The 13205-nt window shown below is 60.8% G+C and carries 12 protein-coding genes; 5 read left to right on the top strand and 7 right to left on the bottom strand.

Annotation, left to right across the window (positions count from 1 at the left end; all coding sequences use genetic code 11):
* Positions 1-162 precede the first annotated feature (162 nt).
* Genes proS through AC07UR_RS22675 form a run of 3 tightly spaced genes read left to right on the top strand, consistent with a single transcriptional unit; the run spans position 163 to position 3525 of the window.
* Complete coding sequence (proS, locus tag AC07UR_RS22685) at positions 163-1491, top strand: proline--tRNA ligase (protein WP_209791256.1); 1329 nt, start codon at positions 163-165, stop codon at positions 1489-1491.
* A gap of 20 nt (positions 1492-1511) precedes the next feature.
* Positions 1512-2822, top strand: a complete 1311-nt coding sequence (locus AC07UR_RS22680; protein ID WP_173419686.1) for a lipoprotein-releasing ABC transporter permease subunit — start codon at positions 1512-1514, stop codon at positions 2820-2822.
* Positions 2823-2838: 16 nt separating this feature from the next.
* Complete coding sequence (locus AC07UR_RS22675) at positions 2839-3525, top strand: ABC transporter ATP-binding protein (RefSeq protein ID WP_077498476.1); 687 nt, start codon at positions 2839-2841, stop codon at positions 3523-3525.
* A 267-nt stretch (positions 3526-3792) separates the two neighbouring features.
* Here the strand turns inward: AC07UR_RS22675 and AC07UR_RS22670 are convergent, their stop codons facing one another.
* From AC07UR_RS22670 to AC07UR_RS22660, 3 genes are all read right to left on the bottom strand, one after another.
* Positions 3793-4260, bottom strand: a complete 468-nt coding sequence (locus tag AC07UR_RS22670) for a DUF5680 domain-containing protein (RefSeq protein WP_173419687.1) — start codon at positions 4258-4260, stop codon at positions 3793-3795.
* Positions 4261-4340: 80 nt separating this feature from the next.
* Complete coding sequence (locus tag AC07UR_RS22665) at positions 4341-4913, bottom strand: hypothetical protein (protein WP_209791257.1); 573 nt, start codon at positions 4911-4913, stop codon at positions 4341-4343.
* 65 nt (positions 4914-4978) lie between these two features.
* Positions 4979-5434: a hypothetical protein gene (locus AC07UR_RS22660; protein WP_209791297.1), complete on the bottom strand. Its 456-nt coding sequence runs from the start codon at positions 5432-5434 to the stop codon at positions 4979-4981.
* On the opposite strand from AC07UR_RS22660, the gene dnaE reads away from it, so the two are divergent.
* A complete protein-coding gene (gene dnaE / locus AC07UR_RS22655) occupies positions 5360-8857 on the top strand; it encodes a DNA polymerase III subunit alpha (RefSeq protein WP_209791258.1) in 3498 nt (1165 codons plus the stop codon). The genes AC07UR_RS22660 and dnaE overlap by 75 nt on opposite strands.
* Positions 8858-8950: 93 nt before the next feature.
* On the opposite strand, the gene AC07UR_RS22650 is transcribed toward dnaE, so the two are convergent.
* The 4 genes from AC07UR_RS22650 to AC07UR_RS22635 all read right to left on the bottom strand — a co-directional run bounded on the left by AC07UR_RS22650 (position 8951) and on the right by AC07UR_RS22635 (position 12665).
* Positions 8951-10189, bottom strand: coding sequence for a L,D-transpeptidase family protein (locus AC07UR_RS22650; RefSeq protein WP_209791259.1), 1239 nt, complete (start codon positions 10187-10189; stop codon positions 8951-8953).
* Positions 10190-10293: 104 nt separating this feature from the next.
* Positions 10294-11586: a DNA polymerase IV gene (locus AC07UR_RS22645; protein WP_209791260.1), complete on the bottom strand. Its 1293-nt coding sequence runs from the start codon at positions 11584-11586 to the stop codon at positions 10294-10296.
* A 162-nt stretch (positions 11587-11748) separates the two neighbouring features.
* Positions 11749-12390: a hypothetical protein gene (locus AC07UR_RS22640; RefSeq protein ID WP_209791261.1), complete on the bottom strand. Its 642-nt coding sequence runs from the start codon at positions 12388-12390 to the stop codon at positions 11749-11751.
* Positions 12391-12392: 2 nt separating this feature from the next.
* The gene (locus AC07UR_RS22635) at positions 12393-12665 is read right to left on the bottom strand and encodes a DUF3572 domain-containing protein (RefSeq protein ID WP_173419693.1); all 273 of its coding nucleotides are present in this window, start codon (positions 12663-12665) and stop codon (positions 12393-12395) included.
* Positions 12666-12821: 156 nt separating this feature from the next.
* Here AC07UR_RS22635 and AC07UR_RS22630 point away from each other — a divergent pair, with 156 nt between their 5' ends.
* Positions 12822-13193 (top strand): response regulator, encoded by a 372-nt coding sequence (locus AC07UR_RS22630; protein ID WP_025426610.1) that lies wholly within the window; start codon positions 12822-12824, stop codon positions 13191-13193.
* Positions 13194-13205: the final 12 nt, after the last annotated feature.

The following is a 13205-nucleotide window of genomic DNA, read 5'->3' as shown; positions in this document are numbered from 1 at the left end:
GGATAGGTTCCAGCCGATTTGTCGGTGACGGAAATTTGAGAGCCGACCCCAAGAAGCAATGGTCGCCTTTGCCTGTTTTGGTGAGACCGGCGTGCCTGAGCTCAACGTCATTTCGCCCGAATCCGTCGATAGTGCGACGTTCATCAAGTTTTGGAACCCGTCATGCGCCTGTCCCGCTTTTTCATGCCCATCTTGAAGGAAAATCCGAAGGAAGCGGAAATCGTTTCCCACCGTCTTATGCTCCGGACGGGCATGATCCGGCAGCAGTCCTCGGGTATTTATACCTGGCTGCCACTCGGAAAGCGGGTTCTCGACAAAGTCAATGCGATCGTCCGCGAGGAACAGAACCGCACCGGCGCGAATGAGCTGCTGATGCCGACGCTGCAGTCCGCCGAACTTTGGCAAGAAAGCGGCCGCTATGATGCCTACGGCAAGGAGATGCTGCGCATCAAGGATCGCCAGGACCGGCCGATGCTATACGGTCCGACCAACGAGGAAATGATCACGGACGTCTTCCGTTCCTACGTGAAGTCCTATCGTAGCCTGCCGCTCAATCTCTACCATATTCAGCTGAAATTCCGCGACGAGATCCGCCCGCGTTTCGGCACCATGCGCTCGCGCGAATTCCTGATGAAGGACGCTTATTCCTTCGATCTCGACCGCGAAGGCGCCGAGCACGCCTATAACAAGATGTTTGCGGCCTACCTGCGCACTTTCTCGCGCATGGGATTGCGTGCCATTCCGATGCGCGCAGACACCGGCCCGATCGGCGGCAATCTCAGCCACGAATTCATCATTCTCGCCGAAACCGGTGAGTCCGAAGTGTTCTGCCACAAGGACTTCCTCGGCTTCGACATTCCCGGTGAAGACACCAATTTCGACGATGTCGCCGGCCTGAAGAAGATCTTCGACAAGTGGACGTCGCGTTACGCCGCCACCTCGGAAATGCATGACGAGGCTGCGTTCAACGAAGTCGCCGAAGGCGACCGCGTGTCGGCACGCGGCATCGAAGTCGGCCATATCTTCTACTTCGGCACAAAGTATTCCGAGGCGATGGGCGCCAAGGTTCTCGGTCCTGATGGCAAGGAGCACACGGTCCACATGGGCTCCTACGGCATCGGCCCGACACGGCTGGTCCCGGCGATCATCGAGGCGTCGCATGACGACAACGGCATCATCTGGCCGAAGTCGATCTCGCCGTTCGATGGCGTGATCATCAACATGAAAGCGGGCGATGCCGCTTGCGATGCAGCCTGCGAGACGCTCTACTCGAAGCTCGGTGCTGCCGGATTCGACGCGCTGCTCGACGATACGGATGACCGCGCCGGCGCCAAGTTCGCGTCGGCCGATCTGATCGGCGTGCCGGTCCAGATCATCGTTGGGCCACGTTCGATCGCTAACGGCGAAGTCGAGCTCAAGGATCGCAAGACCGGTGAGCGCGAGACCATGACTGTCGAGGCGGCTCTCAACAAGCTGATCGCGACGAAGTAAGTGAGGCAAGGGGAGGCAGGATGACCGCCGTGACGGAAGATCAGGTGCAGGCTGCTGGCCAGTCCGCAAAGTCCGCCAGCCGCCCCTTTTCCGCCTTTGAGCGCATGGTCGCCTGGCGCTATCTGCGCTCGCGGCGCAAGGAAGCCTTCATTTCGGTGATCGCCGGCTTCTCGTTCATCGGCATCATGCTCGGCGTTGCGACGCTGATCATCGTCATGGCAGTGATGAACGGCTTCCGCACCGAACTCATCTCGCGCATCCTCGGCATCAACGGCCATATGATCGTGCAGCCGATCGATGGCCCGCTCAACAATTATGCCGAGCTTGCCACACGCTTTTCCGGCGTGAAGGGCGTGACCATGGCGATCCCGCTCATCGAGGGGCAGGTCCTGGCGCAGGGCGTCAGCGACAGCTCGACTGGCGCTCTCGTGCGCGGCATCCGCGCCGATGACCTCGGCAAGATGAAGTCGGTCTCCGACCATATCCAGTCCGGCGATCTCGTCGGCTTTGCCGCCGGCACCGGCGTTGCGATCGGCTCGCGCATGGCCGATCAGCTCGGCATCCAGGTGGGCGGCACCATCACGTTGACATCGCCGAACGGCGACGTGACGCCTATGGGCATGAACCCGCGGGTCAAGGCCTACACGGTTTCGGCGATCTTCGAGATCGGTATGTCGGAATACGATTCGTCGATCATCTTCATGCCGTTGGAGGAATCGCAGCTCTTCTTCAACGCCGAGGGGCTGGCACAGCAAATCGAAATCTTCGTTGAGCACCCGGATATGGTCGATGAGCTGCGCAAGCCGGTCGAAGATGCCGCCGGGCGGCAGATCTTCATCACCGACTGGCGCGACCGCAACAAGACGTTCTTTTCCGCGCTCGAGGTCGAGCGCAACGTGATGTTCATGATCCTGACGCTGATCGTTCTGGTCGCGGCATTGAACATCATCTCCGGCCTGATCATGCTGGTGAAGGACAAGGGAAGCGACATCGCCATCCTTCGCACCATGGGGGCGACGTCCGGGTCGGTCATGCGCATCTTCTTCATGACCGGGGCTGCGATCGGTGCTGCGGGAACCGTTGCCGGCGTGCTGCTTGGCGTCGTCGTCTGCCTCAACATCGAGTCCATCCGCCAGTTCTTCTCCTGGATTTCAGGGACAACGCTGTTTAGCCCGGAACTCTATTTCCTGAGCCAACTTCCGGCGGACATGAATGCTGATGAGACTATTCTCGTCATTGTCATGGCGCTCAGCCTGTCGTTCCTTGCCACGATCTTTCCGGCATGGCGCGCCTCGCGTCTCGATCCCGTGCAGGCCCTGCGGTATGAATGACAAGGACAACAACTGAATGAATGCGCGCGTGGCACTGCAGCTTTCGGGCATCGAGCGTACTTACGGGCAGGGGGACACCTTCCTGTCGATCCTCAAGGGGGCGGACTTCACGCTGAAAAGCGGCGAAACCGTCGCACTCGTGGCGCCGTCGGGCACCGGCAAGTCGACGCTGCTGCACGTCGCTGGCCTCTTGGAACGCCCGGATGGCGGAAAGGTCGTCGTCAACGGCGTGACCTGCGATGGTCTCAACGACGACCGGCGGACGGCCATCCGCCGCAATGAGATCGGCTTCGTCTACCAGTTCCATCATCTGCTTCCGGAGTTTACCGCTCTCGAAAACATCATGATGCCGCAACTGATCGCCGGGCTCGGCAAGGCGGAGGCGGCCGAACGGGCAAGGGCGCTGCTCGATTACATGCGTATCGGTCATCGCGCCGATCATCGCCCGTCGGAGCTGTCGGGCGGCGAACAGCAGCGCGTGGCGATTGCCCGTGCCGTCGCCAACGCACCGCTGGTGTTGCTGGCCGACGAGCCGACCGGCAATCTCGATCCGGAAACCGCAGGCTATGTTTTCGAGGCACTCGAGGCCTTGGCGCGTCAGTCGGGTCTGGCGGCTCTGATCGCCACGCACAATCACGAGCTGGCATCGCTGATGGATCGGCGGGTGACCATCGAAGATGGCAAGGTCGTCGAACTGAAGTGATGCTGAGCGCGTTTGCGGCCCAGACGGGCCCGTGCAAACGCGCCATCGGTCTGCCTCGACGGATCTCCTAACGAAGCCGCGCTTTGCGCATTTTCCAAGGCGTGAAGCAGACAGCGTCAGCGTTTGATGCGACGGCCGAACTCCAGCATCCCGCTTTCACGTGGCTTCATGGAAGGCGGATAAGATGCCCCAGAATCAAAGTGTCGGTGCGTCCCTATTCCGTTCTTCAGCGTGCACGGCACTCTTTGCCAAGCGCCAGCTCACTGCCTACGGCACGATGAGGCCGCCGCGATAGTCGAGTTCATAGGCTTCGTCGCCGTCGACAAAGATAACCTCACGTCCGGAAAAGTGCTGCGTGTCGCCACGGCTGGTGTCGATGTAGGTGCCGTAGGCGTGGCGATATTGCATTCCACCGAGGAAATGCCGCTTTTCGCGATACATGGTTTCGAGCGCTGTCTTGATGACGATGCCGGCGCGCTCAGCATCGATCAGATCGGGCCGGACGACGTGACCGAAATAGTTCATGACCCAGCGGGTATCGTCCCCGAACCAAACCGTTTCCTGGCCGGCAAAATCCGTTCCACCGAAATAACTGTCGAGATACCTCCACCGGTCGCGCTGATAGCCGATATCGCGTGCGCCCGTGCGCGAAGGCGGCTGTGCGGTACCGCCGCCGACATACGCCTTCGATTTGGCTTCCACGATGAAGTCCTTGAGCTCGTCGATACTGGCCATGAGAACACCCTGTTTGTTCACACGCAGCATGCCGCGAGACATCCGTGATGTAAAGAACAAAAAGAGAACAAGCGACGCGATTACCGGATGCCGCAGGCGTGCTGTCCGCGGTCGTCGTTCCAGTCCTTGAGGAGCACCAATTCGCCCTTGGCGCTGACGGGTCTGTCGTTGGATTTGCCCTTGCCGGTCAGCACATTCAGGTCACACTGCGACGTGTTGCTGGGATCAAGGGTGTCGTAGGAGGCGTAGGTGTAACCGGCAACGACGAAATCGAAATTGCGGTAGGCAATCGTCAGCTTCTGTTCCCAGCGGTCGCGGCCGATCGCGTCGTTGTGCGTGGTAATCACCAGCGAGCCGTTCGGGAGCGCACTGACCGTCGGCGCCTGGCCGACCATGCCGTACTGCCCCCAGATCTTGTTTGGGATGGCTGACTTGAGCGTCAGCGGGCCATCTTCGCCAGCGAGATAGATGTAAATCGCATTGTCCTCGTCGGTCTCCTCGCCAGGTTTGACCAGCAGCGCCAGATCGCTCGTACCGTCCTTGTCCCAGTCGCCGGTCGCAGCCGACACGATGCGCCCGGGGTCGATCGCCTCTGCGGCGAAAGTGAGGGAAGGAAGCAGGAGGAAGAGGGGCAGGGTCAGGCGTGCAATCATGTCGCTGTTGCTCCGTGTGGTTGCTCTAGTCATAGGCGCGATGGGCGAAGTGCTCAAGCTTTCGGTTAATCACCGCGGACGACGATTGCCGACGTGATTAACCATGCGCGGTGGAAAGCGGGCGCTCCGCTCAACAGTGATTGACGTGAGAACAAAAATGGAACAAAGTAAAAACATAACGGAAAAGGAGCCATGTTATGACTGATTTTGTTCGTGACCTCGCCGCCTTCACATCGATGGGCCTGTTCGTCGCCAGCATTGCCTTCATCGCTCTCGGGCTTTGATCCGAGGATATGTTTTCGAAGCGGCGTGACCCTGACGCGGGGTCGCGCGATACCATACCGGCACTGCACCGTTGAAAAGAACGCCGGCCCATGTTGCAAAAACTGGACATGGCGGATGAGAAACGGGATATCCTGACGCCTGACAGGAATCAGGGTGTAAAGATGGCGGATCAAGGCGGCGCGGAACGGAACGAACAGACGGCTGCGGATCCACAGTTCGTGCATCTTCGTGTCCACTCGGCTTTCTCCCTGCTCGAAGGGGCGCTGCCCATCAAGAAGGTGATCGGCAAGGCCGTGGCTGACGCCCAGCCGGCAATCGGGATCGCCGACACCAACAATCTTTTCGCAGCGCTTGAATTTTCCCAAAAGGCGGCCGAAGACGGTCTGCAGCCGCTCACCGGTTGTCAGCTGTCGATCGACATGGAAGACGAGGCCGACGGCGACCGCCGCGGCCACGCGCAGCAACTGGCCAAGCTGCCGGCCATCGTGCTGATCGCTGCCACCGACGACGGTTACACGCGCTTGGTCGATCTGGTCAGCCGCGCCTATCTCGGAGGCGAAGGCAGCCAGGTCACGAGAATAACGCGTTCGTGGCTGGTGGAGGCCGGCACGGATGGGCTGATCGCGCTTTCGGGCGCAAGCGGCGGCCCGATCGATATGGCCGTGAAATCCGGTTCGACGGCTTTGGCTGAGGCGCGTCTGGAAGTTTTGCAGGAGCTCTTCGGCGATCGGCTCTATATCGAGTTGCAACGGCACGGCAATTTTGATCGCCGGCATGAGAGCCGGATGATCGACCTTGCTTACAAGTTCGATGTGCCTTTGGTTGCGACCAACGAGGCGTTCTTTCCCTCGCCGTCCGATTATGATGCGCACGACGCGCTGATGGCGGTTGCCCACAACGCCATGGTTTCCGACGACAGCCGTTTCCGGCTGACGCCGGATCACTATCTCAAGAGCCGAAAGGAAATGGCGGCACTTTTCGCCGACCTGCCCGAGGCGCTCGAAAACACCATCGAGATCGCGCGCCGATGCTCGTTCATGCTGAAGACGCGCGGGCCGATCCTGCCGCGCTTCACCGGTGCCTCCGACGACCCGGAGGAGGCCGAGCGCGCCGAATCGGGCGAACTGCGCCGGCAGGCGGAGGAGGGCCTCGACGACCGCTTGAACAAGCTCGGCATGGCGCCCGGCTATACCGAGGAAGAGTATCGCGAGCGGCTCGCATTTGAACTCAGCGTCATCGAGCGCATGAAGTTCCCGGGCTACTTCCTGATCGTTGCCGACTTCATCAAGTGGGCAAAGCAGCAAGATATCCCGGTCGGCCCTGGCCGTGGTTCCGGTGCGGGCTCGCTGGTCGCCTATGCGCTGACGATCACCGACGTCGACCCCATGCGCTTCTCGTTGCTGTTCGAGCGCTTCCTCAATCCGGAACGCGTGTCGATGCCCGACTTCGACATCGACTTCTGCCAGGATCGGCGCGAAGAGGTCATCCGCTACGTCCAGGCGAAGTACGGCCGCGAGCAAGTCGCCCAGATCATCACCTTCGGTTCATTGCAGGCGCGCGCGGCACTTCGCGACGTCGGCCGCGTGCTCGAGATGCCCTACGGTCAGGTCGACAAGATCTGCAAGCTCGTGCCCAACAACCCGGCCAACCCGACACCTTTGTCAAAGGCGATCGAGGAAGAGCCGCGCCTGCAGGAAGAAGCCGAGAGGGAGCCTGTCGTCGCGCGCCTGCTCGATATCGCGCAGAAGATCGAGGGCCTGTATCGTCACGCCTCGACCCATGCCGCCGGCATCGTTATCGGCGACCGGCCGCTGTCGAAGCTGGTGCCGATGTACCGCGATCCGCGCTCCGACATGCCGGTGACCCAGTTCAACATGAAATGGGTCGAGCAGGCCGGCCTCGTAAAATTCGACTTCCTCGGCCTGAAGACGTTGACAGTGCTGAAAGTCGCCGTCGACTTCGTCAAGTTGCGCGGAATCGAGGTCGACCTCGCCAGCATTCCGCTCGATGACGAGAAGACCTACGAGATGCTGTCGCGCGGCGAAACGGTCGGCGTGTTCCAGGTGGAAAGTGCCGGCATGCGCAAAGCGCTGATCGGCATGCGGCCCGACTGCATCGAGGACATCATCGCCCTGGTGGCGCTCTATCGGCCGGGCCCGATGGAGAACATTCCGGTCTACAACGCCCGCAAGCACGGCGAAGAAGAGATCGAATCGATCCATCCGAAGATCGATTATCTGCTCAAGGAAACGCAGGGCGTTATCGTCTACCAGGAACAGGTGATGCAGATCGCCCAGGTCCTGTCGGGCTATTCGCTCGGCGAAGCCGACCTTCTGCGTCGCGCCATGGGTAAGAAGATCAAGGAGGAGATGGACAAGCAGCGTGCCCGTTTCGTCGACGGTGCGGTCAAGAACGAGGTGTCGAAACCGCAGGCCGATCTGATCTTCGATCTCCTCGCCAAGTTCGCCAATTACGGCTTCAACAAGTCGCACGCCGCCGCCTACGCCATCGTCTCCTACCAGACCGCCTATATGAAGGCGCACTACCCGGTCGAGTTCCTGGCAGCGTCGATGACGCTCGATATGGCCAACACCGAAAAGGTCAACGACTTCCGTCAGGATGCCGGACGCCTTGGCATCCAGGTGATTGCGCCGTCGGTCCAGTCCTCCTTCCGGCATTTTCAGACGGGCGAGAAGCGGATCTATTATTCATTGGCGGCCATCAAGGGCGTCGGCGAATCGGCGGTCGAGCACATCGTTGCCGTTCGCGGTGACCGCGAATTCGCGAGCCTTGAAGATTTCTGCCTGAGGATCGACCCGAAGCTGCTCAACCGGCGTGTGTTCGAAAGCCTGATCGCGGCTGGTGCCTTCGATTGCTTCGGCTACGACCGCGCCGAACTCGTCGGCGGCCTCGATCGAATTCTCGGCTTTGCCCAGCGTGCGCTGGAAAACAAGACCAGCGGACAGGGCGATATCTTCGGGGCAGGAGCTGCAACCGGACCGGAACGGATATCGCTTCCTGCCTACACGCCGTGGCTCGCCTCGGAAAAATTGCACCGGGAATTCCAGGTGCTGGGCTTCTATCTCTCCGCCCATCCGCTCGACACCTACAATCCGCTGCTCGCCAAGATGCGAGTCCAGACGTTTGGTGATTTCGCCGGCGCCGTGAAGAAGGGCGCAACGGCCGGCCGTCTCGCCGGCACCGTGACGTCCAAACAGGAGCGCAAGACCCGGACGGGCAACAAGATGGGTATCATCGCCTTCTCGGATTCATCCGGTCAGTTCGAGGCCGTTCTGTTTTCGGAGATGTTGCACCAGTATCGCGACCTGCTCGAGCCCGGGAAATCGCTTGTCATGACCGTGCAGGCGGAGGAGCGGCCGGAAGGTATCGGTCTTCGCATCCAGACGCTGCGCTCCCTTGAGGAAGAATCGCTGCAGATGCAGAAGGCGCTGCGCGTTTACGTGCGCGATTCCGGACCGCTGAAGTCGATCGCCGCCCACTTGAACGCGAGAGGCGAGGGGCTCGTTTCCTTCATCGTCATCAAGGACAACGGCCAGCGCGAGATCGAGGTCGAACTCAGCGAAAAATTCAGGATTTCGCCCGAGATTGCGGCAGCGCTTCGCTCCGCCCCGGGGGTGGTTGACGTCGAGCTCGTCTGATCCGCTCTGTGGTGGGTTGCTTGACGTTGCGTTGACCAGGGAAAGGTACGACCGTCAGACGTGACGGCCCGCTCCTGGTGGACGTCTATCGGCTCAGCCGCGTGGTGAAGCCCGTGTGATGGTGATGAAATCGGTTCCGTCGCCGGTTTCAAGTCCGCTTTCCATGTCGGAAATCGAGAGCGACGACCCGTCGGCAAGCAGGCTGCCGATGCGCTTGCGCACCTCGTCGGAGACAGTCAGGCGACCAAGCGTGCGCTGGGTGGCGTTGAAGGCGGATGGGTCGGCGTCGGTGCTGATTCCGAGCCGTTTTTTCGTCCCTGATGGCAGGTGGTTTTCGAGCGAAACGCCGTACCATTTGCCTTCGCCCTTTTCGCCGTCAACCTCATGAAATTGCAGGAAATGCGTGCCCAGCGCCTGCTCCGGCCCGTCGATTATGACGTCGCCTTCGAAGATCGGCTTGAAGCCCTGCCGCACAAGGATCACGCCATTGGCGGGAGTGTCGCGTCCAACCTTCTTGAAGATGGCATCCGTCAGTTCCGGCGTCAGCTTCCCATCGACGGCCAACCCCTCGGCGGTTTGAAACGCATTGATGGCGGCGGTCGTGTCCGGGCCGATGTGGCCGTCCGCTGCTCCGGCGACATAGCCGAGTTGGTTCAGCGCCGACTGGACGTCGCGCCGGATATCACGCTCGCCACGGCGGGTAATCAGCATCCGGATCGGCTCGCGGCTTTCCTCAGCGACGGTTGACGGAATGCTCGATGTCTCCGTCATGGCCACTTCGACCGGTCCGTTCTCGGCCTGGCTGATTGCCGGGCGAAGCGGCACGTCCGACAGCGGAGCGGGATTGTCGCCCGGCGCCGGCTGACGCTGGAAGAGCATGGCGCTCGACACTTCGGTGGGGCTGACCTGATGGTCTGTTATGAGGACATGCATGCCGCGCGACGTCATCTTGAAGAGGCTGGCGGCAAACTTGCTCGGCAGGCGCACACAGCCGTGGGAGGCGGGATAGGCAGGTACGTGATTGGAGCCGTGCAATGCGATGCCGGACCAGGTCAGCCGCTGCATGAAGGGCATCGGTGCGTTCGAATAGATGTTGGATTTGTGCTGACGCCGTTTTTCCAGGATCGAGAAGATGCCCGTCGGTGTCGAATGGCCAGCCTTGCCCGTGGAGACCGCCGATGTCGCGATCACCGCGTCGCCATCATAGACGACGAGCGATTGTTGGTTCTTCGAGACGATGATCTGCAGCGGCGCGCTGCTGCCGGCGAAACCGGCGGCAGGCGAAAACAAGACGACGACGACGCTGGCCGTGAGAGCGAAACGCGATACCATACACTCATCCCAACACGTAAACTGGCCGACGAGCTTAGACTGCAATCTTTAAAGAATTCGTCCGGATCGGGCCAAGGAAACGGCAAGCCACCGCCGATGACGCACTAGTGATCGCGCTTGCGGCTGCCGAACGTGTAGCCGGTTTCGACGCTTGCCTTGCCGAACTTGTCGCGTAGCCTGTTGATGGCGTCTTCGGCGGCCGCGCGGCGGGTCGCTGCGGGATCGACCAGATCCGGTGGATCGGCGAGATCGGGGCTCGACAGATCGCTGACGCCAATGCCGATCAGCCGGTACTTGGTGCCGTCGATCTCCTTCTCCAGGAGTTGCAGCCCCGTGCGGAAGATGCGGTCTGCAAGCCGGGTCGGGCTGTCGAGACGGCGGTTGCGGGTCCTGGTCTTGAAATCCGCGGTCTTCAGTTTCAACACGACCGTCTGGCCAGCCAGTTCGGATTTGCGCAACCGATGCGCGACCTGCTCACTCAACCGGCGCAGATGCGTGACGAGATCATCCTGACGGGCGAGATCGTCGTTGAAGGTCGTTTCGGACGACACGCTTTTCGCCTCGCCATCAATCTCAACGGTTCTCTCGTCGAGGCCGCGCGACAGGCGGTAAAGCCTCTGGCCCATGGTGCCGTAGCGGCGCATGAGGTCGGCTTCCTCCATGGCCTGGAGCTGGCCGATCGTGCGGATGCCGTCGCGTTCCAATGTGGTCGCAAACGCCTTGCCGACGCCCCAGATCAAGGTCACGGGCCGTTCTCTCAGGAATTCGAGCGCTTCGGCCTGGCCGATCACGGAGAAGCCGCGAGGCTTCTGCAGATCGGATGCAACCTTGGCGAGGAACTTGCAGTAGGAGAGCCCGACAGAGACAGTAATGCCGATCTCCTGTTCGACGCGGCGGGCGAAGCGCGCGAGCGTTCGGGCCGGGGGATCGTGGTGCAGCCTTTGGGTGCCGCTCAGCTCCAGAAAGGCCTCGTCGATGGAGAGCGGCTGCACCAGCGGTGTCAGCTCCTGCATCAGCATGCGGACCTCGCGGCCGACGCGAACGTATTTTTCCATGTCGGGCTTGATGACCACCGCCTGCGGGCAGGCCTCGAGCGCCTTGAACATCGGCATGGCCGAGCGCACGCCATGGATGCGGGCGATGTAGCAGGCGGTCGAGACGACGCCACGTTTGCCGCCGCCGATAATGACCGGCTTGTCGGCAAGTTCGGGATTGTCCCGCTTCTCGACCGAGGCATAAAACGCATCGCAATCGATATGGGCGAGTGTCAGGTCGTAAAGCTCGGCATGACGCAGGATGCGGGGACTGCCGCAGGCAAGGCAGCGTCGCGCCGATGCGCTCTGTTCCCGAAGGCAATCACGGCAGAAGCCTGGAGTTTGAGAACCACTGTCGAGCATATCTGGAACAAATGTTGAACATTGCGACTTTACGCTCTACGCTAGCGAGTCTCAAGGGAGGCCGCGTTGGAAATTGCCTTGCATGTCAGGTTGCCGACGCCAAGCCGCGGGTCGGGTTTCGAGTGCCTTCGTGCGGGTGCCTTGTTGTCGTGCCGGCTCTCGCTACCTTTGGAAATGCGCGCGAATTGCACTGGCAGCATCGGCCCAATCGGCAGCAATATGAACGCACGTATCTGGCGTCGGCGCGAGCGCGCGAAACTCGGCATTCGCCATCAGATTGATCAGCAGGCACGACGGCGCGTGCTCCTGCACCGATTGCAGGTTGCGGGCGATGTCGTCGATGAAAACAATGGGAAGTGCCCGTCCGGCATGCAGACGCTCGACGATCGGCCCCTTCGGGTCCTCGGAGGCGAGCAGAGGGTAAGGCAGTTCAAGGCGATCGAGCAGGGCACGGCGCGCGGCCGCATGACGTGGCGGCATTGCCGTCAGAAACACTATGTCCGCCTCAGTCGACAGGTCGCGAAGGGTTTCGACAGCGCCGGCAGCCGGTGTCTGCCAGCGATCCTGCGTGGCGTAGAAGGTGTCGAGCATGTCTTTGACGTCGTCGGCACTCGCCGCATGTTCTGTTGTGCGATGGACGATGTTGCCGGTCAGCCGGAAAGAGCGCGGCACGAGGATATGATCGCGGCTTTCGAGGAAAGCCCGAAAGGGGCTCAGGAATTCGAGCACCACCTCGTCGATGTCGCTGACGACGAGCGGGCGGTCAGTGAGGCGGATTTCATTGTCGAAGGCGGTGTTGCTCACGGTCAGCTGTCCTGCAGGTCGGCGGCGCCGGAGAGCTTCTCATGTGCACGCACGACATCCTGGGGTTCTGTGCCCGTTGCCTCGCAGAACGCGATCAGTGTCGGCTCATGGTCCATGAGAAAGGCGACGAGCCCGCCCATGAAGCCCGGCTCGCCGATTGCGTTGCGCAGGGAGGACGGATCCGTTCCCGTCAGCGCCAGAAAACGGGACAAGAGGTCCGGCTCGCCGGCAAGCCAGGAAAGAATGTCGATGGCGATTTCGTCGGCGCTCTTCAATGTCTTGGCCTCCTACTGTTTTTACGCCCGGAATTACCTATTTTTCAACCAAATAGGTTTATCGTTGAACTCGAGGAAATGGGTCGAGTCGTTGGCTCTGCAACTTAGATGTCTTGATAAGACTTGCAAGAAGACGACTGACAGCAAGGGATCGACATGCCCAAACAGGTAATGATTGTTGAGGATAACGAGCTGAACATGAAGCTCTTCCGAGACCTGATTGAGGCTTCCGGCTACGCGACGATCCAGACGCGCAACGGGATGGAGGCGCTCGAGCTGGCGAGGAAGTACCGTCCCGATCTGATTCTGATGGACATCCAGTTGCCGGAGGTCTCCGGGCTCGAAGTCACGAAATGGCTGAAGGAAGACGACGAGCTGCACGTCATCCCGGTCATTGCCGTGACCGCCTTCGCCATGAAGGGCGACGAGGAGCGTATCCGCCAGGGCGGCTGCGAAGCCTATGTTTCAAAACCGATTTCTGTGCCAAAGTTCATTGAGACGATCAAGACCTACCTTGGCGATGCCTGAACGGCGGGAAAA

The sequence above is a fragment of the Ensifer sp. GW821-FHT05G01 genome (assembly GCF_059419585.1).
This window is presented reverse-complemented; position numbering and strand designations above follow the sequence as displayed.

Bases quoted from the DNA above. Each gene is read 5' to 3' on its own strand.
- AC07UR_RS22650 (WP_209791259.1), bottom strand. From the start codon at position 10,189: ATGGTATCGCGTTTCGCTCTCACGGCCAGCGTCGTCGTCGTCTTGTTT.
- AC07UR_RS22645 (WP_209791260.1), bottom strand. From the start codon at position 11,586: ATGCTCGACAGTGGTTCTCAAACTCCAGGCTTCTGCCGTGATTGCCTT.
- AC07UR_RS22670 (WP_173419687.1), bottom strand. From the start codon at position 4,260: ATGGCCAGTATCGACGAGCTCAAGGACTTCATCGTGGAAGCCAAATCG.
- AC07UR_RS22630 (WP_025426610.1), top strand. From the start codon at position 12,822: ATGCCCAAACAGGTAATGATTGTTGAGGATAACGAGCTGAACATGAAG.
- AC07UR_RS22680 (WP_173419686.1), top strand. From the start codon at position 1,512: ATGACCGCCGTGACGGAAGATCAGGTGCAGGCTGCTGGCCAGTCCGCA.
- proS (WP_209791256.1), top strand. From the start codon at position 163: ATGCGCCTGTCCCGCTTTTTCATGCCCATCTTGAAGGAAAATCCGAAG.
- dnaE (WP_209791258.1), top strand. From the start codon at position 5,360: ATGGCGGATCAAGGCGGCGCGGAACGGAACGAACAGACGGCTGCGGAT.
- AC07UR_RS22675 (WP_077498476.1), top strand. From the start codon at position 2,839: ATGAATGCGCGCGTGGCACTGCAGCTTTCGGGCATCGAGCGTACTTAC.
- AC07UR_RS22665 (WP_209791257.1), bottom strand. From the start codon at position 4,913: ATGATTGCACGCCTGACCCTGCCCCTCTTCCTCCTGCTTCCTTCCCTC.